This window comes from Kineococcus sp. DHX-1, from assembly GCF_042473625.1.
Classification (GTDB): Bacteria; Actinomycetota; Actinomycetes; order Actinomycetales; family Kineococcaceae; genus Kineococcus.
Map to the genome: position 1 here is coordinate 194,866 of NZ_CP170445.1, position 24,079 is coordinate 218,944.

21 protein-coding genes are annotated in these 24,079 nt (G+C 74.1%); 9 read left to right on the top strand and 12 right to left on the bottom strand.

All coding sequences use genetic code 11. The annotated features are described in order from the left end of the window. Position 1: 1 nt before the first annotated feature. Positions 2-490 carry a flavin reductase family protein gene (locus tag ACFEMC_RS00870; protein ID WP_367638258.1) on the bottom strand — a complete coding sequence of 163 codons (489 nt, stop codon included), beginning with the start codon at positions 488-490 and terminating at the stop codon, positions 2-4. Between the two features lie 163 nt (positions 491-653). Here ACFEMC_RS00870 and hisC point away from each other — a divergent pair, with 163 nt between their 5' ends. Further along, complete coding sequence (hisC, locus tag ACFEMC_RS00875) at positions 654-1,757, top strand: histidinol-phosphate transaminase (protein ID WP_380172686.1); 1,104 nt, start codon at positions 654-656, stop codon at positions 1,755-1,757. Here hisC and ACFEMC_RS00880 read toward each other — a convergent pair. Beyond that, positions 1,684-2,283, bottom strand: coding sequence for a helix-turn-helix transcriptional regulator (locus tag ACFEMC_RS00880; protein WP_380176523.1), 600 nt, complete (start codon positions 2,281-2,283; stop codon positions 1,684-1,686). The genes hisC and ACFEMC_RS00880 overlap by 74 nt on opposite strands. A gap of 195 nt (positions 2,284-2,478) precedes the next feature. On the opposite strand from ACFEMC_RS00880, the gene pdhA reads away from it, so the two are divergent. The 4 genes from pdhA (at position 2,479) to ACFEMC_RS00900 (ending at position 7,147) form a co-directional block, all read left to right on the top strand. Beyond that, positions 2,479-3,663 (top strand): pyruvate dehydrogenase (acetyl-transferring) E1 component subunit alpha, encoded by a 1,185-nt coding sequence (gene pdhA, locus ACFEMC_RS00885; protein ID WP_380172688.1) that lies wholly within the window; start codon positions 2,479-2,481, stop codon positions 3,661-3,663. Beyond that, entirely contained in the window at positions 3,663-4,646 is a 984-nt protein-coding gene (locus tag ACFEMC_RS00890) for an alpha-ketoacid dehydrogenase subunit beta (protein ID WP_380172690.1), read from the top strand. Before pdhA ends, ACFEMC_RS00890 begins: the two co-directional genes overlap by 1 nt. Before the next feature lie 27 nt (positions 4,647-4,673). Beyond that, entirely contained in the window at positions 4,674-5,936 is a 1,263-nt protein-coding gene (locus tag ACFEMC_RS00895; RefSeq protein ID WP_380172692.1) for a dihydrolipoamide acetyltransferase family protein, read from the top strand. A 122-nt stretch (positions 5,937-6,058) separates the two neighbouring features. Then, positions 6,059-7,147, top strand: a complete 1,089-nt coding sequence (locus ACFEMC_RS00900) for a ScyD/ScyE family protein (protein WP_380172694.1) — start codon at positions 6,059-6,061, stop codon at positions 7,145-7,147. A gap of 45 nt (positions 7,148-7,192) precedes the next feature. Here ACFEMC_RS00900 and ACFEMC_RS00905 read toward each other — a convergent pair whose 3' ends face one another. The 6 genes from ACFEMC_RS00905 to ACFEMC_RS00930 all read right to left on the bottom strand — a co-directional run bounded on the left by ACFEMC_RS00905 (position 7,193) and on the right by ACFEMC_RS00930 (position 13,243). Further along, entirely contained in the window at positions 7,193-8,044 is an 852-nt protein-coding gene (locus tag ACFEMC_RS00905) for a CoA ester lyase (protein WP_367638121.1), read from the bottom strand. A gap of 79 nt (positions 8,045-8,123) precedes the next feature. Next, positions 8,124-9,479 carry an 8-oxoguanine deaminase gene (locus ACFEMC_RS00910; RefSeq protein ID WP_380172697.1) on the bottom strand — a complete coding sequence of 452 codons (1,356 nt, stop codon included), beginning with the start codon at positions 9,477-9,479 and terminating at the stop codon, positions 8,124-8,126. 54 nt (positions 9,480-9,533) lie between these two features. Next, positions 9,534-10,061 (bottom strand): Dps family protein, encoded by a 528-nt coding sequence (locus ACFEMC_RS00915; RefSeq protein ID WP_380172699.1) that lies wholly within the window; start codon positions 10,059-10,061, stop codon positions 9,534-9,536. Then, positions 10,046-10,516: a Fur family transcriptional regulator gene (locus ACFEMC_RS00920; protein WP_380172701.1), complete on the bottom strand. Its 471-nt coding sequence runs from the start codon at positions 10,514-10,516 to the stop codon at positions 10,046-10,048. The genes ACFEMC_RS00915 and ACFEMC_RS00920 overlap by 16 nt, the downstream gene beginning before the upstream one ends. 166 nt (positions 10,517-10,682) lie before the next feature. Next, positions 10,683-12,698, bottom strand: coding sequence for an MDR family MFS transporter (locus tag ACFEMC_RS00925; RefSeq protein ID WP_380172703.1), 2,016 nt, complete (start codon positions 12,696-12,698; stop codon positions 10,683-10,685). Further along, positions 12,695-13,243 carry a MarR family winged helix-turn-helix transcriptional regulator gene (locus ACFEMC_RS00930; protein ID WP_380172705.1) on the bottom strand — a complete coding sequence of 183 codons (549 nt, stop codon included), beginning with the start codon at positions 13,241-13,243 and terminating at the stop codon, positions 12,695-12,697. Before ACFEMC_RS00930 ends, ACFEMC_RS00925 begins: the two co-directional genes overlap by 4 nt. 337 nt (positions 13,244-13,580) lie before the next feature. On the opposite strand from ACFEMC_RS00930, the gene ACFEMC_RS00935 reads away from it, so the two are divergent. Both ACFEMC_RS00935 and ACFEMC_RS00940 read left to right on the top strand, forming a co-directional pair. Further along, positions 13,581-14,000 carry an ATP-binding protein gene (locus tag ACFEMC_RS00935; protein WP_380172707.1) on the top strand — a complete coding sequence of 140 codons (420 nt, stop codon included), beginning with the start codon at positions 13,581-13,583 and terminating at the stop codon, positions 13,998-14,000. 61 nt (positions 14,001-14,061) lie between these two features. Continuing rightward, positions 14,062-16,077: a cytochrome c oxidase assembly protein gene (locus ACFEMC_RS00940; RefSeq protein WP_380172709.1), complete on the top strand. Its 2,016-nt coding sequence runs from the start codon at positions 14,062-14,064 to the stop codon at positions 16,075-16,077. Between the two features lie 6 nt (positions 16,078-16,083). On the opposite strand, the gene ACFEMC_RS00945 is transcribed toward ACFEMC_RS00940, so the two are convergent. Beyond that, positions 16,084-16,485, bottom strand: a complete 402-nt coding sequence (locus ACFEMC_RS00945) for an OsmC family protein (protein ID WP_380172711.1) — start codon at positions 16,483-16,485, stop codon at positions 16,084-16,086. 162 nt (positions 16,486-16,647) lie between these two features. Between ACFEMC_RS00945 and ACFEMC_RS00950 the strand changes: the two genes are divergently transcribed. Beyond that, a complete protein-coding gene (locus ACFEMC_RS00950; protein WP_380172713.1) occupies positions 16,648-18,045 on the top strand; it encodes an ATP-dependent 6-phosphofructokinase in 1,398 nt (465 codons plus the stop codon). Positions 18,046-18,110: 65 nt separating this feature from the next. Here ACFEMC_RS00950 and ACFEMC_RS00955 read toward each other — a convergent pair whose 3' ends face one another. The 3 genes from ACFEMC_RS00955 to ACFEMC_RS00965 are packed head-to-tail and all read right to left on the bottom strand — an operon-like array spanning position 18,111 to position 22,276. Next, positions 18,111-19,874 carry a DNA polymerase gene (locus ACFEMC_RS00955; protein WP_380172715.1) on the bottom strand — a complete coding sequence of 588 codons (1,764 nt, stop codon included), beginning with the start codon at positions 19,872-19,874 and terminating at the stop codon, positions 18,111-18,113. 39 nt (positions 19,875-19,913) lie between these two features. Then, positions 19,914-21,089: an acyl-CoA dehydrogenase family protein gene (locus ACFEMC_RS00960; protein WP_380172717.1), complete on the bottom strand. Its 1,176-nt coding sequence runs from the start codon at positions 21,087-21,089 to the stop codon at positions 19,914-19,916. Further along, entirely contained in the window at positions 21,086-22,276 is a 1,191-nt protein-coding gene (locus tag ACFEMC_RS00965) for a CaiB/BaiF CoA transferase family protein (protein ID WP_380172719.1), read from the bottom strand. Before ACFEMC_RS00965 ends, ACFEMC_RS00960 begins: the two co-directional genes overlap by 4 nt. A gap of 171 nt (positions 22,277-22,447) precedes the next feature. Here ACFEMC_RS00965 and ACFEMC_RS00970 point away from each other — a divergent pair, with 171 nt between their 5' ends. Continuing rightward, positions 22,448-24,055, top strand: a complete 1,608-nt coding sequence (locus ACFEMC_RS00970) for a methyl-accepting chemotaxis protein (RefSeq protein WP_380172721.1) — start codon at positions 22,448-22,450, stop codon at positions 24,053-24,055. The last annotated feature ends 24 nt before the right edge of the window (positions 24,056-24,079 follow it).

Below are 24,079 nucleotides of genomic sequence, written 5' to 3' on the forward strand. Positions count from 1 at the left end.
CTCACCCGGCGGGCCGCGGCGTGAGGGTGCGGAACCCCGAGGAGTGCCAGACGAGGGGTTCGGTGTCGGGGGCGGTGCCGGCGGCGTGGACCTGCAGGAGCACGACGTCGTGGTCGCCGGCGGGGAACTGCGAGTGGATGGAGGCCTCGATCCACACGGGAGCGCCGTGGATGAAGTGCGCGCCGCTGTCGGTGGTCGTGGTCTGGATGCCGGCGAACCGGTCGGCGGCCTTGGAGGCGAGTTGGCGGGCGGCCAGGTCGTGGGCCTCGCCCAGGACGGAGACGCCGATGCGCGCGGCGGTCTTGAGCTTGGGCCAGCTGGTGGAGGTGTGCTGGACGGCGAACAGGACCAGCGGGGGGTCCAGGGAGATGCCGACCTGGAAGGAGGAGGCGACCAGGACGACGGGTTCGGGGCCCTCGCCGGAGTCGACGACGGCCGACAGGGCGGCGACGCCGGTGGGGAAGAGGGCGAAGGTGGTGCGCAGCGCCATGGGGTCGGCGTCGACGGCGACGAGCTCGGGCGGGGTGGGGGTGTCGGTCACGGTCGGGCCTCCAGCCGGTGGGGTCGTGGCGTCAGAGTCAACCGCACGGCCCCGCCGCGCCTTCCGCGGACGTGACGGATGTCGCAGGCGCGTGGTCCGTACGCTGGCGCGCATGACGACTCCCAGCACCCCCCTGGCTCCGCGGTTGCGGGCCAACATGGCCAAGGTCCCGGCGTACGTCGCGGGGAAGCCGGCCGTGGCCCGGGAGGGTCTGGAGGTCTTCAAGCTGTCCTCGAACGAGAACCCGTACCCGCCGCTGCCGAGCGTCCTGACGGCGATCACGCGGGCCGCCGCCACCGTGAACCGCTACCCCGACCCGATGGCCACGCAGATGGTGGCGACCATCGCGCAGGCGTGGGGCGTCGAACCGGAGAACCTGGCGGCCGCGACGGGCAGCGTGCGCCTGCTGGCCCAGCTCGCCGAGATCACCTGCGCCCCCGGCGACGAGGTCGTCTACGCCTGGCGCTCCTTCGAGGCCTACCCCATCACCGTCGCCATCTCCGACGCCGTGCCCGTCGAGGTGCCGCTCACGGCCGACGCCCGCCACGACCTGCCCGCGATGCTCGCCGCGATCACCGAGCGGACGCGGCTCGTCGTCCTCTGCTCGCCGAACAACCCGACGGGTCCCGCGCTGCGCCGGGGGGAGGTCGAGGACTTCCTGGCGCAGGTGCCCGGCGACGTCCTCGTCGTCCTCGACGAGGCCTACCGCGAGTTCGTCGACGACCCCGAGGTCCCGGACGGCGTCGACGTCTTCCGCGCGCACCCGAACGTCGTCGTGCTGCGGACCTTCTCCAAGGCCTACGGCCTCGCCGGTCTGCGCATCGGTGTCGCCGTCGCCCACCCCGAGGTCGCCGGCACGCTGCGGAAGGCGGCGACGCCCTTCGGCGTCTCGGCCATCGCGCAGGCCGCCGTCGTGGCCTCCCTGCAGACGGCCGCCGAGGCTGAGCTGATGGAGCGGGTGCGCGCGCTCGTCGCGCAGCGCCGCGTCCTGCTGGACGGTCTGCGCGCCCAGGGCTGGGACGTCCCGGACGCGCAGGGCAACTTCCTGTGGTTGCCGGTGGGGGACGACGCGGTCCCGCTCGCCGAGTCCTTCGCGGCCGAGGGGCTCGTCGTGCGGGCCTTCGCCGGGGCGGGGGTGCGCATCACGGTCGCCGAGGAGGCGGGCGGCGAGCGCCTCCTCGAGGTGGCGGCGCGTCTGCGGGCCGGGCGTCCGTGACCGTCCGCTCGCGGTAGCGGGCCGGGCTGACGCCGTACCGGCGTGCGAAGGCGGCCGACAGGCTGAACGGCGACGCGTACCCGACGCGCCCCGCCACGGACGCCAGGGTGAGGTCCCGGTCGGCGAGGAGGTCGGCGGCCACGGCCAGCCGCCACTCCGTCAGGGAGGCCATCGGTGACGTGCCCGTCACGGCCGAGAAGCGCTTCGTCGAGGTGGACCGCGAGGTCCCCGTCCGGCGGGCGAGCGCGTCGAGGGTCCACGGCGCCTCGGGCGACGCCCGCAGCAGTCCCAGCGCCTCCTGCACCACGCCGTCTGGGGCGGGGGCTTGTCCGGGGCCGTCCGCCGTCCACGCCCGCAGGGACGCCAGGAGCAGGAGGTCGAGCGGCCGGTCGAGGACGAGCGGCTGCGCCGGCGCGTCGACGGCCACCTCGCGGGCGAGCAGGTCCAGGAGGGCCGGGTCGGGGTCGCGTGCGACGACGGCCGGGGTGGGGTGCCGGGTGCCACCCCGTCCGGGGTGCGGTCCCAGTCCAGCGGCCTGGGCCGTCGGAAACCATGCGCCGACGGCCCGACCGCATGCGCGTCCGGCCGGCGCCGGACCGGTCCACCCGCGTGGCGGTTCCCAACCTACGGTCGCGTAACGTACGCTCGCGTCACCTACGGAACCGTAGGTTGGTGACGATCGTCAGAGTGCTCGCACCCGACGACCCACGGAGGAACGCACGTGACCGACACGGCCACGGGCCCGGTACCGGCCCACGAGCAGCACCCCGCCCCCCGGCGGCAGGAGATGGTCCAGCTCCTCGACGAGCACGGGGTGCGTCACCGGCACCCCGAGCACGACCTCGACCTGACGCCCGAGGAGCTCCTCGGGCTCTACCGCGACATGGTCCTCATGCGCCGCTTCGACAGCGAGGCCGAGGCGCTGCAGCGCAAGGGGCAGCTCGGCCTGTGGGCCGGCAGCCGCGGCCAGGAGGCCTCCCAGATCGGGGCGGGCCGTGCGGCCCGTCGCCAGGACCAGCTCTTCCCCAGCTACCGCGACCACGGCGCCCTGCTGTCGCGCGGGGTGGACCCGCTGCACATCCTCAGCATCTTCCGCGGCATCGACCACGGCGGGTGGGACCCGGTCGAGATGGGCGTCCACCCGTACACGCTCGTCATCGCCGCGCAGATGCTGCCCGCCGTCGGCTACGGCATGGGCGTGCAGCGCGACGGGGCCGTCGGGACGGGCGACCCGGACCGCGACACCGCCGTCATCGCCTTCTTCGGCGACGGCGCCACCTCCCAGGGCGAGGCCGCCGAGGCCCTCAACTGGGCCGCGGTCTTCAACGCCCCGGTCGTCTTCTTCTGCCAGAACAACCAGTGGGCCATCTCCGAGCCGGTCTCCCGCCAGTCCCCGGTGCCGCTGCACCGGCGGGCCGAAGGCGCCGGGATGCCCGGGGTGCTCGTCGACGGCAACGACGTCCTCGCGGTCCTCGCCGTGGTGCGCAGCGCCCTCGACCGGGCCCGTGCCGGCGGCGGCCCCACCTTCGTGGAGTCGTACACGTTCCGGATGGGCGCGCACACCACGTCGGACGACCCGACGCGCTACCGCCTCGCCGCCGAGGTCGACGCCTGGCGCGAGAAGGACCCCATCGACCGGCTGCGCACGCACCTGACCCGCGAGGGCGTGCTGGACGAGGAGTTCGAGTCGCGGCTCGCGGCCGACAGCGAGACCCTCGCCGAACGGCTGCGCGCCGGGGTGTCGGCCATGGTCGACCCCGACCCGCTCTCGATGTTCGAGCACGCCTACGCCGAACCGCACCCGCAGGTCCTGGCCGAGCGCGACGAGTTCCTCGCCGCGTGGGAGCAGCAGGACGCCGACGCACACGCCGCAGCACACGCCGGAGCCCACGGAGGGACGCGCTGATGGAGACCATGGCGATCGGCCGCGCGATCAACGCCGGCCTGCGCGCGGCGATGGACCGCGATCCCCGGGTCCTGCTCATGGGCGAGGACATCGGCGCCCTCGGCGGGGTCTTCCGCGTCACCGACGGCCTGCAGAAGGACTTCGGCGAGGACCGCGTCATCGACACCCCGCTCGCCGAGGCCGGCATCGTCGGCACCGCGATCGGGATGGCGCTGCGCGGCTACCGCCCCGTCTGCGAGATCCAGTTCAACGGGTTCGTCTACCCGGCGTTCAACCAGATCACGACGCAGCTGGCGAAGCTGCGCGCGCGCTCGCGCGGCCGCCTGTCGGTGCCCGTCGTGCTGCGCATCCCCAGCGGGGGCGGCATCGGGTCGGTCGAGCACCACTCCGAGAGCCCCGAGGTCCTCTTCGCCCACACCGCCGGGCTGCGGGTCGTGGCCCCCAGCACGCCGCACGACGCCTACTGGATGGTCCAGCAGGCCATCGCGTCGGCCGACCCGGTGCTCTTCCTCGAACCCGAGCGCCGCTACTGGCAGAAGGGCGAGGTCGACACCGACCTCGGCCCCGGCCAGGTGACGCCCCTGCACAAGGCCCGCGTCCTGCGGCCGGGCACGGACGCGACCCTCGTCGCCTACGGCCCGACGACGAAGCTCGCCCTCGACGCCGCGGCCGCCGCCGCGCAGGACGGCACCGAGCTCGAGGTCGTCGACCTGCGCTCCATCTCCCCGCTCGACGTGGACACGGTGGCGGAGTCGGTGCGCCGCACCGGCCGCCTCGTCACCGTCTCCGAGGCGCCCACGTTCCACGGGCCGATGGCCGAGCTCGCCGCGCGCATCCAGGAGTCGTGCTTCTACTCCCTGGAGGCCCCGGTCAAGCGCGTCGGCGGGTGGCACCTGCCGTACCCGGCCGCCCGGGTCGAGGAGCACTACCTGCCCTCGCTCGACCGCGTGCTCGACGCCGTCGAGCAGTCCCTGGCCGCCTGAGAAACCCCCACACCCCGAAGGACTCCGTTGAACCAGCGGTTCGCCCTGCCCGACGTCGGTGAAGGTCTCACCGAGGCCGAGATCGTCTCCTGGAAGGTCAAGCCCGGCGACACCGTCGCCGTGAACGACGTCCTCGTCGAGATCGAGACGGCGAAGTCGCTCGTCGAACTCCCGAGCCCGTGGGCGGGCACGGTCGCGGAACTGCTCGCGGCCGAGGGCGACACCGTCGAGGTGGGTGCGGACATCGTCGTCGTCAGCGACGGCGCGTCCGTCCCGGCGGAACCCGCTCCTGCAGCCGAGCCCGCGGCGGAGGACGGTTCCGGCGCGACGCTCGTCGGCTACGGCACGAAGGAGAGCGCACCCCGTCGCCGACGGGGAGGCGCCGTCCCGGCCGCCCCCGAGGTGCAGGCCCCCTCCGCCGAGGTGCACGTCCTGGCCAAACCCCCCGTGCGCAAGCTCGCGCGCGACCTCGGGGTCGACCTCGCGGCCGCGACGCCCACGGGCCCGGGCGGCACCGTCAGCCGCGCCGACGTCCTCGCCCTCGTCCCCGCTCCGCCGGCCGAACCCGAGCGGCGGTTCGTCGACCACGAGCGCGAGCGCCACGTCCCGATCCGCGGGGTCCGCAAGGCCACGGCCGCCGCGATGGTCGAGAGCGCCTTCTCCGCCCCGCACGTGACGGTGTTCACCACGGTCGACGCCACCCGCACGATGAAACTGGTGCAACGGCTCAAGACCGATCCCGAGTACGCGGGGATCCGCGTCTCGCCCCTGTTGCTGGTGGCCAAGGCCCTCCTCGTCGCCGCCAAGCGCAACCCCGACATCAACGCGACGTGGGACGAGGCCAACCAGGTCATCGTCGTGAAGAACTACGTCAACCTCGGCATCGCGGTCGCGACCCCGCGCGGCCTGCTCGTCCCCAACGTCAAGGACGCGGACGACATGTCGCTCAAGGAACTCGCCGTGCACCTCGGCGAACTCGCGGCGACGGCCCGCGAGGGCAAGGCGAAACCCCGGGACCTGGCCGAGGGCACCATCACCATCACCAACGTCGGGACGTTCGGCATCGACACCGGCACGCCGATCCTCAACCCCGGTGAGGCGGCGATCCTCGCGGTCGGCAAGATCTCCCAGCGGCCGTGGGTGCACAAGGGCAGGATCAAGCCGCGGTACCTCGCGCAGCTCAGCCTGTCGTTCGACCACCGCATGCTGGACGGGGAGAGCGGTTCGCGGGCGCTCGCGGACATCGCCGCCGTCCTGGAGGACCCGGCGCGCGCCCTCACCTGGAGCTGATGCGACCCGGGTCGGGCCGAGCGGCGCGACCACCGAACGGGGGACTCCCGCCCGGGGCGACGTAGGACTACTGTGCGGCGCCTCGGGGATCGCTGAGGATTCCCTGTCCGGAGGAGAACGACATGGCGCACCGGCTCCGCACCGCAGCACTCGTCCTCGCCGTCACCACGACCACCGCCGTGGTGGCGGCTCCCGCCCACGCCGGGGCGCCGCCGGGCGGCCCCGTCGCCGTCGTCGCCCAGGGCCTCGACGACCCCTTCGGCCTCGCGTCCGAGGGCGGGAAGTTCTACGTCGCCGAGAGTTCCGCCGGCGAGATCAGCGGTTTCGTCCCGGGTGGGAGGCCGACCGTCCGGCTAGCCGACTTCGCCGCCCCCGCGGGCGTCGACCGCCGCGCGGGAACGTTGTACGTCGTCACGGGCGAGGCGCAGGACCCCGCGGCGACGGGTGGTTCGACCCTGTGGTCGTCCCGGCGCGGGGAACCCCGCCGCGTCCTGGCCGACCTCATGGCCTTCGAACTCGCGAACAACCCCGACGGCCAACCGCAGTTCGGACCGGACGGCGCCCCGCTCGACGCGCTGAGCAACCCCTTCGCCGTGCTCGCCGGCCAGGGGTCCGACCGGCGCGTCTTCGTCGCCGACGCCGGAGCCAACGACGTCCTGGCCGTCGACCCGGACGGGACGGTCAGCGCGTTCTTCGTCCCGCCGGCCGTCACCACCGGCCTGTGCGAGGGCCTGGAGAACAACGGTGTCGACGACGGGGGCTGCGACCCGGTGCCGACCGGTCTGGCCTGGGGGCCGGACGGGCACCTGTTCGTCTCGACGTTGTCGGGCGAGGCGCCGCTGGAGGGTCGCGTGTACGAACTCGACCCCCGCGACGGGACGGTCCTCGGTGAGACCAGCGGGTTCACGGCACCGACGGGGGTCGCCGTCGGCGACGACGGGACCCTCTACGTCTCGGAACTGCTCGAGGGTGCCCCGGCGGGAGAGGGGCCGCCGCCGGCCGACTTCGACCCGACGACCGTCGGGCGGATCGTGGCGGTCTCGCCGGACGGCGACCGCTCCGCGGCGCAGGTGACGATGCCGCTCGGACTGCGGTTCACGCACGGCCACCTGTACTCGACGGCGTTCAGCGTGGCGGGTCTGTTCCTCGGTCAGCCAGGGATCGGCCAGGTCGTCCGCGTCGACGACGGCGCGTTCGAGCCGCTGGACTGAGGACCGTGCGGGGGGTGGGTCCGGCCGGACCCACCCCCCGTCACGTCACAGGGGACGGATGCCGTACGCGTCCGCGAGTTCCTGGATGCGGCGGGCGCGGCCCAGACGCGGCAGGTCCGACCCGTCGCGCACGACGCCACCGCTGCGCTCGAAGTCGGCGATGAAGTCGCGCGCCCAGGTGGCGTCCGAGACGTTCGGGCTCATGACCTCGTTGATGACGTAGGCCTGCTCGGCGTCGAGGCAGAGCTTGCCCATCATCCCCATCGCGACGCCGACGCCGGAGGCCTCACGCAGCTCGGGGTGGCCGCCACCGGTGGTCGGACCGTCGATCGGGCCGGGCAGCTTCCCGATCGCGCTGGCCACGACGAGCTTGGTGCGCGGGTAGGCCATCGCCATGTCCTCGGCGCTGGCGCCGGTGTCGCGGCGGTAGTCGCCGGAACCGAACGCGAGCCGGAACGTGCCCTTGGCGCACGCGATCTCGCGGGCGGCCTCGATGCCGAGCGCGGACTCGCACAGCGCGACGACGGGCACGGAACCGCCGAGGGCGTGCCAGGTCGCCTCGACCTGCTCACCGGCCTCGGTCTTGGCGAGCATGACGCCGAGCAGGTTCGGGACGCCCTTGAGCGCGTCGACGTCGTCGCGCCAGTGCGGGGTCGTCACGTCGTTGATGCGGACGAAGGCCTGCCCACCGGCGGCGAGCCACTCGATCGAGTCGGCGCGCGCGGAGTCCTTGCGGCTGGGGTCGACGGCGTCCTCGATGTCCAGCACGACCTGGTCGGCCCGCGAGCGCGCGGCCACGTCGAAGAGGTCCGTGCGGGTCGCGTTCACGAGCAGCCACGTCCGCGCGTACGTGGGCTCGACGATGTGCACCTGGCGTTCGGCGGGTTCTGCGGTCATGGGACCCGACCGTAGCGCCGCCGGGCAACCGGTTCCGTCCCGGCGGCGCGCCGAGTGGGGAGTCTCACGTCCGGCTGCGTCAGCCCCGGGCCAGCACCCGCCCGCGGGCGGCGACGAGGTCGGCGACCGCGCGGTCCACGTCGGTCGTGCGCAGCTGCCCGTCCTCCACGACGACGCGCCCCTCGACGGTCGACAGGGCCAGCGGTGGCGTCGGGCCGACGACGAGGGCGACGACGGGGTCGTCGAGGTCGGCGTGCCCGAGGCCGGTGAGGTCCCACAGGGCCAGATCGGCCCGCTTGCCGACCTCGATGGAGCCGATCTCGTCGGCCCGGCCCAGGCACGTCGCGCCACCGACCGTCGCGGCGCGCAGGGTGTCGCGGGCCGAGACGGCCGTGGGACCACCGACGGCCCGGGCGACGTAGAGCATCTGCCGCAGCTCGTCGGCCAGGCTGCCCTGCTCGCTGGACGCGGCGCCGTCCACGCCGAGGCCGACGGGAACGCCCGCGGCGAGGAGGTCGCGGGTGCGGGCGATGCCGGCGCCGAGCCGGGCGTTGGAGCTGGGGCAGTGCGCGACCGAGGTGCCGGTGCGGGCGAGGGTGGCGATGTCGGCGTCGGACAGGTGGACGCAGTGCGCGAGCCAGACGTCCGGGCCGAGCCAGCCGAGGTCCTCGAGCACCTCGACGGGGCGGCGGCCGAAGGTCCGCGCGCAGTACTCCTCCTCGTCGGCGGTCTCGGCGAGGTGGGTGTGCCGGCGGATGCCGAGCTCGGCGGCCTGGGCGGCGGTCTGCCGCAGCAGGTCGGGGGAGACGGAGAACGGGGAGCAGGGGGCGGCGCCCACCCGCAGCACCGACCCCGGGGTCGGGTCGTGGAACCGGTCGACGGCGTCGGCCGTGGCCGCCAGCACCGCGTCGACCGTCTCGACGACCGAGTCCGGCGGCAGCCCACCCGCGGAGGCGCCGAGGTCCATCGAGCCGCGGGTGGGGGAGAAGCGCAGGCCGACGGTGCGCGCGGCCTCGACGGTCGCGGCGAGCTGGTCGCCCCCGTCGCGCGGGTGCAGGTAGTGGTGGTCCGTCGTCGTCGTGCAGCCGGTGAGCGCGAGCCGGGCCAGTCCCGCCCGGGCGGCGGCCTCGACGTCCGTGGCGTCGAGCCGCGCCCAGACCGGGTACAACGTCGTCAGCCACTCGAACAGGCCCGCGTCGACGGCGAACCCGCGCGTGGCCCACTGGTAGAGGTGGTGGTGGGTGTTGACGAACCCCGGTGTCAGCAGGTGCCCGCGACCGTCGACGACGCGGTCCGCGGTGGTGCCCGCGGGCGGGTCACCCGCCCCGACGGCGGTGACGACACCGTCGTCGACGACGACGAAACCCCTCCGGTGCTCGGTACCGGAGGGGTCGACGGTGGCCACGGCGGCCCCGGTGATCAGCAGGGTCGGCATGGGCCGATCCTGCCCGACCGGGACCGCCCGCCGTGCACGGACGTGCGGGAGTGCTCAGCGACGACGGGGCGCGCGGTTCTCCGCACCGATCAGCCAGGCGTGCTTCTCCAGGCCGAGGATGAAGCCGTGCAGCAGGTCGGCGGTCGAGGGGTCCTCGGCGTCGATCGGGTCGTGCACGCGGCGGATGGTGTCCACGGTGCGGCGGGTCATCGCGACGATCGCCTCGACGGCGGCCTTGGTGTCGATCTCGTCGGCGCCGAAGTCGCCGATGGTCGTGGTGGCCGCGACGGTGGCGGGGCGGGCGTCGGGGACGCCGCCCACGGCGCGCATGCGCTCGGCCGCGTCATCGGAGTACGTGCGGGCGTCGTCGATGAGCGCGTCGAGCTGCAGGTGCAGGTCGCGGAAGTTCGCACCGACGATGTTCCAGTGGGCCTGCTTGCCCTGCAGGTGCAGCGCGGTGAGGTCGACGAGGACCTCCTGCAGGCCCGAGTTCAGCCGCGAGCTGGCGTCGAAGCCGGCGACGGCGGTCTGGGTCAGGCCGGCGGTGGTGATGTCGTCGATCGTGGTCACGGTGTCCTCCATGAGTCGGATGCTGGGCTGGTCTCGGAGTCGGCGCTGCAGGCGGTGCACCACCCCCACCAGGTGACCTCGGCGCGGTCGAGCACCGGGAAACCCGGTGCCTGCGCGGGGGTCAGGCAGGGGCTCGTCCCGACGGCGCACGGGACGTCGACGACGGTCCCGCACCCGCGGCAGACGACGTGGTGGTGCTCGCCCGCCTCCGCCGTCTCGTAGCGCGGGGCGGAGCCCGTCGGCTGGATGCTGCGCAGGAGGCCCGTCCGGGTCAGGTCCTCGAGCACGTTGTAGAGGCTCTGCCGGGACATGCGGTGACCCGCCGTCCCGAGCAGTTCGGCCAGGCCCGCGGCGGTCACGTGCGGGTGGTCGGCCACGACCTCCAGGACCGTCCGCCGCGGGGCCGTGCTGCGCAGTCCGGCGTCGCGCAGCACCTCCTCCGGGGAGGCGTGGTCGGTCGAGGTCATGGTTCGACAGTACGCCTTCTTTGGACTCTGTCAAAAGAAGGTGAGCCTCGCTTTCGTACGGCAAGCCTCACCACATCGGCTGTCCCGCAACGTGCCAGAAGGCTCGCACAACGCCGCAGGGCCCCGGAACGACTGTTCCGGGACCCTGCGGGACGAGCGGTGCTGATCAGTTCTGCGCGCCGAGCTCCTCGCGCACGGGAGCCTCGTCACCGGCGCCGGCGTGGCGACCGCGCGGGGCCGCCGCGTCCTCGCCCAGCGCGGCCTCGATGGACGCCTCGTCCAGGCCGAGGTCGCGCAGGTTCTCCACGGCCGCGTCGAACGCGGCCTCGCGGCGTTCAGCCTCCAGGGCGAGGTCCGCCATGGCCTGCTGGGCGGCCTTGGCCTGCTGGACCCCGCTGCGGAGGCGTTCGGCCAGTTCCCCGGGCGCCATCGATCCGTTCACGGCATCGACGGTAGCCACGCCGGTCCCGGTCCCGCCACCGCTGGTGGTGACCGGCGCACCGGCCGCCTCGACGGGGGCGGCGGTGGCGGCGACGGCGGTGGCCTCGGGGGTCTGGCCCTCGGCGGCGGTGCCCTCGGCGGCCGGGGCGGCGGGCGCGCCCTTGAGGGGCAGCGACGGCAGGAACAGCATGGTCACGAACCCGGCGACCATGATGAACGTCGCGACGAGGTAGATCGTGCTCGTCGACTCGGTGAACCCGACCTTGAACGGGTGGGCCAGGACGCTCGGCAGCTGCTTCAGGACCGAGGTGTCGTCGGTCGCGCGGGCGAGGGTGGCCTGCAGGTCCCCGCCCCAGCTCTGCAGGGCCTGACCGAACTCCGGGGTGCGCGAGGCGGACTGGTAGGAGCTGCCGATCTTGTCGCCGAGGGTGGAGAACAGGATCGACAGGAACACGGCGGTGCCCAGCGTGCCGCCCATCTGGCGGAAGAACGTCACGGAACTGGTGGCGACGCCGAGTTCGCTGCGCTTGGCCGCGTTCTGCACCGCCAGGATGACCGGCTGCATGTTGCCGCCGAGGCCCCAGCCCATGAGCAGCATGATGATCATCGTCTGCCAGATCGGGGTGTCGGCGTTCACCCGGGAGAACAGGAACAGGGCGACGACCATGAGGCCGGTGCCCACGACGGGCAGGACCTTGTACGTGCCGGTGCGGGCGATGAAACGCCCCGAGAACATGCTGCCGGACATGATGCCCACGACGACGGGGAGCATCGCGAGGCCGCCCTTGGTCGGGCTGAGGTCCTTGACGACCTGCAGGTACTGCGGCAGGACGGCGAACACGCCGAACATCCCCATGCCGAGGATGAAGGAACCCAGCGACCCGACGACGAACGTGCGGCCGCGGAACATGCGCAGCGGCAGCAGGGCCTCGTCGCCGTAGGCGCGCTCGGCGAGGATGAACCCGACGAGGCCGACGGCGCCGATGACGTAGCAGGCGATGGACTTGGTGTCGGTCCAGCCCCACTCGCGGCCCTGCTCGGCCACGATGAGCAACGGCACGAGCGTCGTGACGAGGGTCAGCGCGCCGGGCCAGTCGATGCGGTGGTGGCTGGAGCGCTTGGGCAGGTGCAGGTTCTTCGTCACGACGATGAGCGCGAAGATCCCGATCGGGACGTTCAGCCAGAAGATCCAGCGCCACCCGGCCAGACCGAGCAGGGACTCCAGGCCGGAGAAGAACCCGCCGGCGACGGGGCCGAGCACGCTGGACGTGCCGAACACCATCATGAAGTAGGCCTGGTACTTGGCCCTCTCCCGCGGCGGCACGATGTCGCCGATGATCGTCAGCGCGAGCGACATCAGGCCGCCGGCGCCGAGGCCCTGGAGGGCGCGGAACCCGGCCAGCTCGTACATCGAGGTCGAGATCCCGCACAGGGCCGACCCGACGATGAAGATGAGGATCGCGGCGATGAAGAACTTCCGCCGGCCGTACATGTCAGACAACTTGCCGTAGAGCGGCGTGGAGATCGTCGACGTGATGAGGAACGCGGTCGTCGCCCACGCCTGGAGGGAGAACCCGTCCAGGTCGTCGGCGATCGTGCGGATCGCCGTCGAGACGATCGTCTGGTCCAGCGCGCCGAGGAACATCCCCAGCAGGAGGCCGGACAGGATCGCCATGATCTGGCGGTGGCTGAAGACCGGGGCCTCCGGTGCCGGCGCTGCGCCGGCTGTCGTGCTGCTCATGCGTTCTCCCCAGGGGCGGTCGTGGTGGTCCGGAGGCAGTCGGTGCGGGCTCGCTCGAGCCCGTCGGCGAAGCGGGACAGCAGGGCCGTGAAGCTCGCGAGGTCCTCGTCGGAGAAGTCGTCGACCGCCCGAGCGAGGTGCTCGTGGCGCCGCTGCTTCATCTGGGCGACGACCTCGTGGCCGGCCTCGGTGACGTCCAGCAGGCTGGCGCGCCGGTCGTCGGGGTCGGGCAGCCGGCGCAGGAGCCCGCGCTTGACGAGCTCGCCCGTCTGCCGGCTGGTGGTCGAGGGGTCGGTGCCCAGGCGCTCGGCCAGGCCGCTCACACGCAGGGCACCGTGGTCGGCCAGCACGTAGAGGACGACGTGCATGGCCCGCTCGACGTCGCTCTCGCCGCGGGCGATCTGCGCCTTGAAGGAGTGCAGCGCGCGCAGCTGACGGCCGACCTGGTCGGCGACGGCGGCCACGAGCTGCTCGTGCCCCTCGGGGGCTGCCGGGGGTGGGGTCGAGGTGCCGACGGGCTCCTCGATGGTGGTGCTGGGGGTCATCAGGGTGCTCCCACGGGTCTGTCTGGTGTGTCGCTCGGCCGAACGGAGGTTGCGTCCTGTAGTGCGCGCTGTAACGGAGCGGGACCGTCCGGCGAAGTACTCCCCGGGACATCGGCCCGGTCGGGGCGATCCTTGAGTGCTACATGCAACGACATGGACAAGTTACCAGGCGCAAGCACGTACCGGGGGGTCGAACGTGGGAGTGGACAGCGCACCGTGGGCACGGCGGTCGGCCCGGGCCCGGGCCGCCAGTGGCTGGACCGGTGGCCGGACTGGGCCGTCCGAGGGACCCTGCGCTACGGTGCCTGTTGACCCTACGTATCGGGAGAGTTACTCAGTGTCGTTCACGGACTGGTCGCGCGAGACGACGCTGGCGCCCGTGCCGCTGTCCTCGCGGGCGGCCCGGCACTTCGTGGCCGACTGGTGCATCGGCGAGGGCGTCATCGGCGACGTCGTCGACACCCTGCTCCTCCTGACCGCCGAGGTCGTCACCAACGCCGTCCTGCATGGCCGCAGCGACGTGCACCTGCGCGTGGGGCGCGTCGGCTCCCGCGTCCGCATCGCCGTCGGCGACGAGAACACCCGGCTGCCGATGCGCCGCGAGTCCGACCCCGAGGCCCTCAACGGCCGGGGCATCGCCCTCGTCGAGGCCCTCGCCGACGCGCACGGCGTCGAGGTCGACCCCCTCGGCAAGACCGTCTGGTTCGACGTCGCCACCGCCCTCGCCCCGGTCCGGTCCGTCCGCGCCACCGCCTGAGCGTCCCGGCGGGGTCCTCCCTCCGGACCGGACTCCCAGGTCCGCGACCTACCCTGGGGGAGTGGCCGCTCCTACCCGCACGGCCCGCAGCGCACCCGGCACGAGCGGCGTCCTCCTCACCACCTCGGCCGTCCTCCTCGCCGCGCTCGCGGTCCTGCTCACCGCCCTCGCCCTCGCCGGAGGCCTGACCCCGTCCGTCCTCGGGGACCCCGGCGCCCTCGTCCGGTACGGGTTGCCGATCGCCCGCACGGTCCACGACCTCTCGGCCGCCCTGGCCGTCGGCGGCTTCGCCGTGGCGACGTTCCTGCTGCCGCACCCGAGCGACGCCTGGGGCCGCGCGGTCCGCGTCGCCGGTGTCGCTGCGGGCGTGTGGGCGGTCACCGCGCTGCTCGTCCTGGTCCTCACCGCGATGGACGTCATCGGCGCGGCCCCCGGTGCCGCCGGGTTCGGGGCCCAGTTCGCCCAGTTCGCCCAGTCGATCGACCTCGGGCGCGCGTTGCTCGTCACGACCGTGCTCGCCGCGGTCGTCGCCACCGTGGGGGCGGCCGCCGCGACGCCCACGGGCGCGGCCTGGGGCTTCGCGCTGTCGGTGCTGGCGCTCATGCCGCTGTCGCTGTCCGGGCACGCCTCCGGCTCGGCCTCGCACGAGACGGCCGTCAGCTCGCTGGCCATGCACCTCGTCGGCGTCACCGTCTGGGTCGGCGGCCTCGCCGCCGTCCTGCTCGTCGCGCCCCTCACGGGCCGCCGCGGCGGCACGGCCAAGGGCCACCGCCCCGTCGATCTCACGACCCTCGCCTCCCGCTACTCGACCGTGGCGCTGTGGTGCTTCGCGGCCGTCGCGCTGTCGGGGGTCCTCAACGCCTCCGTCCGCCTCGGCGGCTGGTCGGGGCTGGCCACGTCCTACGGCGCCCTCGTCGTCGGCAAGGTCGTCGCGCTCGTCGCGCTGGGCGCCTTCGGCGTCTGGCACCGGCGGCGCACCATCCCGTTGCTGGCCTCCCGCCCCGCGGCCTTCGTCCGCATCGCCGCGGGGGAGCTCGTCCTCATGGGGGCGGCGACCGGGCTCGGGGTGGCGCTGAGCCGCAGCCCCACCCCGGTGCCCGACAACGTGCCGGGGACCAGCAGCGCCGAGGCGCTGCTGGGGGAGCCGCTGCCCCCGCCGATCACCGCCGCCCGCTGGTTCACGCAGGCCAGCCCGGACCTGCTCTGGCTGACGATCGGCGGTCTCGCCCTCGTCGGCTACCTGCTGGGAGTCCGGCGGCTGCGGGCTCGCGGCGACTCCTGGCCCGTGGGGCGGACGATCTGGTGGGTCGCCGGCTGCCTCGCGCTGCTGTTCGTCACCAGCGGCGGTCCGGCCGCATACGGCCGCATCACCTTCAGCGCGCACATGCTGCAGCACATGCTGCTGACGATGGCGGTGCCGCCGATGCTCGTCCTCGGCGCGCCCGTCACCCTCGCGCTGCGGGTGCTGCCGGCCCGCCGGGACCACTCGCGCGGCGCCCGCGAGTGGCTGCTGGAGCTGGTCCACTCGCGCTACCTCGGCGTCGTGGGCCACCCGCTCGTGGCGGCCGCGCTCTTCGCCGGTTCGCTCATCGTCTTCTACTACTCGCCGCTGTTCGAGCTCGCCCTGCGCACCCACGTCGGGCACGAGCTGATGATGTTCCACTTCCTGGGCACCGGGTACCTGTTCTCCTCGGCGCTCATCGGCGTGGACCCGGGTGGCCAGCGCCCGGCGTACCCGTTCCGGTTGCTCCTGCTGCTGGCGACGATGGCCTTCCACGCCTTCTTCGGCGTGGCGCTCATGCAGGGCAAGACGCTGCTCGCACCGGACTGGTTCGCGGCGATGACCCCCGACGCGAACCTCCTGGCCAACCAGCAGGAGGGCGGTGACATCGCCTGGGGCATCGGTGAGGTCCCCACCCTCGTCCTGGTCCTGGGGGTGGCGGTCGGCTGGTCGCGCTCGGACGACCGGGAGAACCGCCGCCGCGACCGCAAGGCCGCGCGCGACGGCGACTCCGACCTCACCGAGTACAACGCGATGCTGCAGCGGCTGGCGGACCGGGAGGGCCCCCGGAGCTAGGGGCAGCTAGGCCAGCTGCACCTGCAGGGCGTCGGCGTCGATCGTCTTGGTGAAGGGGCAGATCGCCAGGGCCTGCTGGAGCACGGCGTCGGCGTCGCCGCCGGCGTCGGGCAGGGTCACGCTGAGGTCGTAGCGGGCGGTGTAGCCCGCGCCGTCCCCCGCGGCCAGCGTGACGCGGGACTCCACGCTGGCGCCGTCGGTGCTGCCGCCGGCGCTCGTCGCGGCGATGCGCAGCGACTCCAGCAGGCACGAGCCGAGGGCCGCCGCCATGAGCTGCTCGGGGTTGGTGCCTTCTCCGGAGCCCTTCAGGGCGGTGGGTTCGTGCACGTCGAGGGACAGGGCGCCGTCGTCCGAGCGGGCCGAGCCCTCGGTCGCGGTCACGGTGCCGGTGTACAGGTCGTCAGCCATGGCTCGACGCTAGGCACGGATCCCCGGGCCCGCGCGCCCGAGCGAGACGCCGGGCCGGAACGCGGGACCGGAACGCGGGTCCGACCCCCGGGGTGACCGGGGTCACGGCCCTGCCCGATGATGGGGGCTCGCCCTCCACCGCCAGGAAAGGACCGCGCGCTCATGGCCGAGCCCACCGACCGTCCCACGAGCCGTGAGCCCATCGACTTCACCGTCGAGACGCTCGGTCCGTGCACCGTCGACTCGCCGCTGGCGCCCCGGCTGCAGGCCCGCCGCACGACGCACCACTACATCGACGAGAACGACCGCGTGCTCTTCGACGACACGCTGTCGAAGGTGTCCCGGCGCGACGGCGACCTCACCGACCTGCCGAGCCTGGAGCCGACCGGTCCGCGCAAGAAGATCTTCTTCGACCCGTCCAAGACGCGCGTCGGCATCGTCACGTGCGGTGGCCTCTGCCCCGGCATCAACAACGTCATCCGCGGCCTGGTCTCGGAGCTGACGACGCACTACGGCGTCCGCCGCATCCACGGCTTCAAGAACGGCTACCAGGGTTTCATTCCGAGCTACGGCCACGACGTCATCGACCTGACGCCGCAGGTCGTGGAGAACATCGACGGCGAGGGCGGCACGATCCTGGGGACCTCCCGGGGTCAGCAGGACTTCGTCGAGGTCGTGGACTGCCTCGAGCGCATGGGCATCTCGATCCTGTTCGTCATCGGCGGCGACGGCACGATGCGCGGAGCGCAGAAGATCTCCGCCGAGATCAAGGCGCGCGACCTCAAGATCGCCGTCGTCGGCATCCCGAAGACGATCGACAACGACATCCCCTTCATCGACCAGAGCTTCGGGTTCCAGTCCGCGTTCAGCGAGGCTTCGCGCTCGATCCGCTCCGCCAAGGTCGAGGCGCGCACCGCCCCGAACGGGGTGAGCGTCGTCAAGCTCATGGGCCGGCACTCGGGGTTCATCGCGTGCTACGCGGCCCTGGCGCAGAACGACGCGGACTTCGTCCTGATCCCCGAGGTGCCGTTCACGCTCGACGGGCCGGGGGGTTTCCTGGAACGGCTGCGGGAGAAGGTGGCGACCCAGGGGCACGCGCTCGTCGTGGCCGCCGAGGGCGCCGGGCAGGAGTTGTTCGACCCGGCGGCGGCCGCGGCCTCGCTCAAGGACGCGTCCGGCAACAAGCGCCTGCAGGACGTCGGGAGCCTGCTGCGGCAGGCGATCACCGACGACTTCGCCGCGCACGACCTCGAACTCAACATGCGGTACATCGACCCCAGCTACGTCATCCGCAGCGTGCCGGCGAACCCGTACGACGCCGTGTACTGCATCCGGCTGGCGCACGCCGCCGTCCACGCGGCGATGGCCGGGCGCACGAACATGGTCGTGGGCCGCTGGCGCCGCCGGTTCGTGCACATCCCCATCGCGCTCGCCGTCTCGGCGCGCAACCAGGTCGACCCGCACGGGGACCTGTGGTGGTCGGTGCTCGAGGCGACGGGGCAGCCGTGGTCGTTCGGGGAGTTCTCCGCGGAGCAGGTCACGGCCTTCGGGGGGCAGTGAGGCGCTCACGGTGATGTTCCGCTGAGCTTCCGGCGGGCGCGCCGCGGTGTGCCGGACGGCGCCGGTCACTTGGCCTCCGACCACCGCCGCACCACCGACACGTCGGCGACGAACCGCACCCCCGACCCCGACGCCCACCGCGACGCCGTCTGCTGCAGCGCCGACTCCAGCAGCGCGGCGGCGCGGTCGGCGTCGGGTTCCGGCACGTGCAGCAGGAGTTCGTCGTGCAGGCACAGCACGATCCTGCCGTCCGTCCCGGCGAGCCCGGCCCGCACCGTCGCGGCCCACGCCTTGAAGAGTTCCGCCGCGGCGCCCTGGACGACGGCGTTGCGGGCGAACCGGCCGCGGGCCGCGGTGGCGGCGCCGGGTTCGGCGGGGGCGAGGTCGGAGATCCGGACGAGCCGTCCGCCGTAGGTCCGGACGTCGCGGCCTTCCCGGCCCGCCTCCTCGGCGGCCCGCAGGTAGGCCAGGGCCCGGGGGTAGGCGCGTTCCATGCGCCGCAACGCCTCTCCCGCGGCGCCGGACGTCTGGCCGTACATCGCGGCGAGGACGGCGATCTTCGCGGTGGGCCGGTCGGCGCCGAGCGCCGCGGCGACGGGGGCGTACAGGTCCTCGTCGCGGGTGGCGGCGACGAGGCCGGGATCGCGCGAGACGGCTGCGAGGACGCGGGGTTCGACCTGGCCGAGGTCGGCGCGCACGAGGACGTGCCCGGGTTCGGCGGCGACCGCGGGCCGCAGTTCGGCCGGCAGGTTGTGCAACCCCGCCTGCGCCGTCATCCGCCCCGCGGCGGCGTCGGCCGACGACCACGCCCCGCGCAACCTGCCGTCGGACCCCACGTGCTCGTCGAGCCACGGGTACCCGTACGTCGTCGCGAGCCGTTCCGCCTTGCGCCACACCAGGAGCGCGGCGACCGCCGGGTGGGCCTCGCGCAGCCGTTCCAGCCGGTGCGCGCGGGTGTCGGGGACGTCGAAACCCAGCCCGCGCAGCGCCGCGAGGACGTGGGCGGGGTTGCGCAGGTCGACGGTCGCGCCCCCCGGTCCGAGGTGTTCGCGCACCAGCGCGTCCCGGTCCGCGCGGGCCTGCCGTTCCGCGGCGGCGTCGGCCGGGCGCGGCCCGACGGCGGCGCCGACGATCTCCTCGGCCGTCGCCCGGTCCAGCGGCAACCCCGTGCGGGACAGCTCGACCGCGAGCGCCGCAGCCGCGGACTCGGCGAAACCCGTCTGCACCGGCAGGGGCGGTCCGGCGGGTTCGGCGCGCCGGTCGGGCAGGGCGGCGAGCCGTGCGTCCTGCGCGTCGGCGACGTCGAGGGCGAGGGCCGCCCACCGGCCGGCGCGGGAGAGGCGTTCCCCCGTGTCGGTGTCGAACGCCCGGCCGTCGGCCCAGGCGGGGGCCAGCGTCCCGTCCGGCGCGACGGGGTCGCCGGCGTCGGCGGCGCCGTCGAGGTCGAGCAGCCCGGTGCCGTGCGCGGCGGCGGGCCGGCGCGAGGGTGGCGCGGGGGCGGGGAGTCCCTGCGCTGCAGCCCACACCGCGCCCGGGTCCTCGCGGTGGCCGCCCTCGACCACGCGGTGGACGGCGGCGAGGTCGTGGCAGCGGGCGAGGTGGACGGGTGGGATGCGCCCGAGCGCCGACGCGGCCGACCACCACGTCCACCGCGGCGCGAACTCCACCTCCAGCGCCCTCAGCAGTCCGGCCGGGTCGTCGGTGGGGACGCCCCAGTTCCCCTGTGGCACGGCCAGTCCCACGCCGCCCGGGACGACGGCCAGCCCCAGCCGGGGCACCGCGGGCAGGCCGCGCAGAGCGCTCAGGACGGGGTGGTCGAGGACGGGCACCGGGTCAGTCTGGCCGAAGCCACCGACACGGCCGGACCGTCAGCGGAAGGCGGAGATCCCCGTGAGCCGCTGCCCGACGACGAGGGTGTGGACCTCGTCGGTGCCCTCGTACGTCCGCACGCTCTCGAGGTTCGACGCGTGCCGCAGCGGCGAGTGCTCCAGCGTCACGCCGTTGCCGCCGAGGACGGTCCGGGCCTCGCGGCAGACGTCGATCGCGACGCGGGTGTTGTCGAGCTTGCCGACGGAGATCTGGTGGGGTTCCAGCGCTCCGGCGTCCTTCAACCGCCCGAGGTGCAGGGCCAGCAGCTGCCCCTTGGCGATGGCGACGGCCATGTCGGTCAGCTTGCGTTGCGTCAGCTGGAACCCCGCGAGCGGGCGGTCGAACTGCCGGCGGGTCAGCGACCAGCGCAGCGCGTCGAGGTAGCTGTCGCGGGCGGCTCCGAGGACGCCCCAGACGATCCCGTAGCGCGCCTCGTTGAGGCAGGCGAACGGCCCGCTCAGCCCGCGGGCCCCCGGCAGCTGCGCGTCCGCGGGCAGGCGGACACCGGCCAGGTCGACGTCGCACTGGACCGACGCGCGCATCGACAGCTTGGGGACGATGGGCCGCGCCGCGAACCCGGGGGAGTCCGTCGGCACGAGGAAACCCCGGACACCCTCGTCGGTGCGGGCCCACACGACGGCGACGTCGGCGAGGCTGGCCAGCCCGATCCACCGCTTGCGGCCGTCGAGGACCCAGTCCGTGCCGTCGCGCCGCGCGGTCGTCGTCATGCTGCCGGGGTCGGACCCGGCGTCGGGTTCGGTGAGCCCGAAGCAGCCGACGGCCCGGCCCGCGGCCATCTCGGGCAGCCACTGCGCCTTCTGCTCGTCCGACCCGTGCTTCGAGATCGCGCTCATGGCCAGCGACCCCTGGACGCTGACGGCCGTCCGCAGCCCGGAGTCGCCGGCCTCCAGCTCGAGCGCGGCGAGGCCGTACTCGACGGCGCTGCGGCCGGGGCAGCCCGCGTCGTGCAGGTGCATCCCGAGGACGCCGAGGCGACCGAGTTCGGGCATCAGCTCGCGGGGGAAGTGCGCGTCCTCGTACCAGCGGGCGACGTGGGGGCGGACGTGCTCGTCGACGAAGGCGCGCACCCGGTCGCGGGTGGCCCGTTCCTCCTGCGACAGCAGGCCGTCGAGGGCGAGCAGGTCCTGGTCGGGGGTGTCCGGCAGGTCGGTCACGGGGTCTCCTCCATCGGGGTGCTGAGCCAGCGGCGGACGGCGTCGTCGTGCTCGCCGAGGCGGGGTGGGGCGTCGCGCCGGGGCGGGCCGGTGCGGTCCAGCCGGACGGGGTTGCGCACCTGCCGGCCGACGACGACGCCGTCCGCGTCGACGACGTCGAGCAGCGGGTCGAGCCCGAGCGACTTCGCGAGCCGCAGGCCGTCGCCGATCGTCCCCACGCGACCGGCGGGAACCCCGGCCCGGACGAGCAGGGCCTCGGCGTCGACGGCCGTCGTCGTGCGCAGCAGGTCCGCCAGCTCGGCGCGGAGGGCGGGGCGGTTCCGCACGCGGTCGGCGTTCGTCGCGAAGCGCGCGTCCTGCGCGAGGGCGGGCGCGCCGAGGGCCTCGACGAGGCGGGCGAACATGCCGTCGGTGCCGCAGGCGACGGCGACGGGGCCGTCCGCGCAGGTCAGCAGCTCGTACGGCGCGATCGAGGGGTGGGCGTCGTCGAGGGGCTGCGGGTCGACGCCCGTGCCGAGGTACGCCTGCACCTGGTTGACGAGGGCCGCCTGCAGGCTGGAGAGCAGGTCGACCTCGACGTGGCTGCCGCGGCCGTCGACCGCGCGGCGGGCCAGCGCGGCGAGGATCCCGATGGTGGCGTCCTTGCCGCACAGGACGTCGACGAGCGCGACCCCCACCTTCGTCGGGTGCCCGGACGGCCCGGTGATGCTCATGAGCCCGCCGAGGGCCTGCACCACGAAGTCGTACCCCGGCCGGTCCGCCCCGCCGGCGCTGCCGAACCCGGTGATGGACACGGTGACCAGCCGCGGGTTCAGCGCGGCGAGCTCGTCCGGGCCGAAGCCCGCGGTGGAGGAGGCCCGGAAGTTCCCGACGAGGACGTCGGCGCGTCGGACGAGCTCACGGCCCAGCTCCCGGTCGCCGGGGTCGGCGAGGTCGAGGCAGACGGACTCCTTGTTGCGGTTCACGCTGTCGAAGTACGTCGTGCCCGTCGGGCTGAAGGGCGGTCCCCACCGCCTGGTCTCGTCCCCGGAGCCGGGGCGTTCGACCTTCACGACGCGGGCGCCGAGGTCGGCGAGGTGGAGGGTGGCGAGCGGGCCGGCGAGCACCCGGGAGAAGTCCGCGACGAGGACCCCCTCGAGCGGCCGGCGGGCAGCGTCCGAGGAGGGCGCGTCGGTGCGGGACCCCACGGGCGCATCGTGCCCCTTCCTGTGCTGCCGCGCAACGGTCCGCCGTCACGCGCGCGCTGCTCCGAACGGGGGATGTCCTGCGCTGTCCGTCCACACCGGTGGCGCGTCCGCCGACACCTGTGGTGGCAGACCGGTGCACCAGGCCGACCGATCGAACAGGGAGAGACGGACATGACCGCGGTGCTTCGACGCATGGGAGTGGGGGCACGCCTCGGGGCGGCCTTCGGGGTCGTGCTGGTCCTGCTCGGCCTGACCGGGACGGCGGCCCTGCTCGGTGGCCGGGCGCAGAGCCGCGCCGCGGACCGCACGGCCGACCTCGCCGTCCTGACCGCCTACGTCGCCGACCAGAAGTACTACGACGCCGACGTCTCCGGCTGGCAGGCCGCCTACGCGTGGGACACCTACCGGGTGGGGCCGGCGGCCGCCGTCAAGGACGACTCGGCCAACCGCGCCGGGTTCCTCGCGGACAAGGCCAAGCTCCTGTCGGCGCTCCAGGCCGCTCCGGTGCAGTTCATGACGGCCGACGAGAAGGCCGTCAACGCGCAGATCACGCAGAAGTGGACCGACTACTTCGCCTCCGACGACCGCGCCGTCGCCCAGTACGGCAAGGGTGACCTGGCCGGGGCCGAGAACACCATCCAGAACGAGAGCTGGGTCGTCTACGCGGACATCCTCACGCAGACCCAGAAGCTCACCGACTCCGTCGCGAAGCGGTCCGCCGCCGTGCGCGCCGAGGGCCGCGCCGCTGCCGAGCGCAGCCGCACGCTGGTCCTCGCGGCCGTCGCCGCGGCCGTCGCGCTCGTCGTCCTGCTGCTCGTCGCGCTGACCCGCAGCATCGTCGTCCCCCTGCGCCGCAACGTCTCCGACCTCGGCCGCATCGCCGACGGCGACCTGACGGTGGAACCGGTCCTCGACGGGCGCGACGAGTTCCGGCAGATGGCGCAGGCCCTCGCCGCCGCGGTCGCCGCGACCCGTCGCACCGTGTCGGGCGTCGTCGAGCACGCCCAGTCGGTCGCGGGTCAGGCCGACGACCTCTCCTCACGCGCCGCGTCCCTGTCCGCCGCGAACGCCCGCACGGGCGCCGAGACCGACCGTGCCGCGGCGTCGGCCGGCGCGGTCTCCGGGGAGGTCGCCACCCTGGCCGCCGGGGCCGAGGAACTCGGTGCGTCGATCGCCGAGATCTCCTCCGGCATGGCGTCGTCGGCGTCGGTGGCCCGCGAGGCCGTGGACGTCGCCGAGGCGACGCGCACGGCGGTGGCCGGGCTGGGCGAGGCGACCCGTGACATCGCCAGCGTCGTCAAGACGATCACCTCGATCGCCGCGCAGACCAACCTCCTGGCCCTCAACGCCACCATCGAGGCCGCGCGGGCCGGCGAGGCGGGCCGTGGGTTCGCGGTCGTCGCCGGCGAGGTCAAGGAACTGGCGCAGGAGACCGGGTCCGCGACCGAGGACATCGCCGGGAAGGTGGCGGCGATCCAGCGCGGCAGCGAGGAGGCGGCGGCCGCGATCGCGCGCATCGCCGAGGTCATCGGGCGCGTCGACGACTACCAGGCGTCCATCTCCGCGGCCGTGGAGGAGCAGAACGCGGTGACCGCGGACCTCGCCCGCACGGTCGCCGGCGCGGCCGCCGGGGCGGACGACATCTCGACCATGCTCGCGGGCGTGGCCGCCTCCGGCGCCGACGACCGGGTCAGCCTCGAGCTCGTCACGGGGTCGGTGGAGTCGCTGCGGGAGAGCGCGTCCCGGCTGCGGGAGACGGTCGGCGCCTTCCGCCTGTGATCGACGCCCTGGCCCGTGTCGGAG

Bases quoted from the DNA above. Each gene is read 5' to 3' on its own strand.
- hisC (WP_380172686.1), top strand. From the start codon at position 654: ATGACGACTCCCAGCACCCCCCTGGCTCCGCGGTTGCGGGCCAACATG.
- ACFEMC_RS00970 (WP_380172721.1), top strand. From the start codon at position 22,448: ATGACCGCGGTGCTTCGACGCATGGGAGTGGGGGCACGCCTCGGGGCG.
- ACFEMC_RS00905 (WP_367638121.1), bottom strand. From the start codon at position 8,044: ATGACCGCAGAACCCGCCGAACGCCAGGTGCACATCGTCGAGCCCACG.
- ACFEMC_RS00900 (WP_380172694.1), top strand. From the start codon at position 6,059: ATGGCGCACCGGCTCCGCACCGCAGCACTCGTCCTCGCCGTCACCACG.
- ACFEMC_RS00930 (WP_380172705.1), bottom strand. From the start codon at position 13,243: ATGACCCCCAGCACCACCATCGAGGAGCCCGTCGGCACCTCGACCCCA.
- ACFEMC_RS00920 (WP_380172701.1), bottom strand. From the start codon at position 10,516: ATGACCTCGACCGACCACGCCTCCCCGGAGGAGGTGCTGCGCGACGCC.
- ACFEMC_RS00950 (WP_380172713.1), top strand. From the start codon at position 16,648: ATGGCCGAGCCCACCGACCGTCCCACGAGCCGTGAGCCCATCGACTTC.
- ACFEMC_RS00925 (WP_380172703.1), bottom strand. From the start codon at position 12,698: ATGAGCAGCACGACAGCCGGCGCAGCGCCGGCACCGGAGGCCCCGGTC.
- ACFEMC_RS00915 (WP_380172699.1), bottom strand. From the start codon at position 10,061: ATGGAGGACACCGTGACCACGATCGACGACATCACCACCGCCGGCCTG.
- ACFEMC_RS00945 (WP_380172711.1), bottom strand. From the start codon at position 16,485: ATGGCTGACGACCTGTACACCGGCACCGTGACCGCGACCGAGGGCTCG.
- ACFEMC_RS00890 (WP_380172690.1), top strand. From the start codon at position 3,663: ATGGAGACCATGGCGATCGGCCGCGCGATCAACGCCGGCCTGCGCGCG.
- ACFEMC_RS00870 (WP_367638258.1), bottom strand. From the start codon at position 490: ATGGCGCTGCGCACCACCTTCGCCCTCTTCCCCACCGGCGTCGCCGCC.
- ACFEMC_RS00910 (WP_380172697.1), bottom strand. From the start codon at position 9,479: ATGCCGACCCTGCTGATCACCGGGGCCGCCGTGGCCACCGTCGACCCC.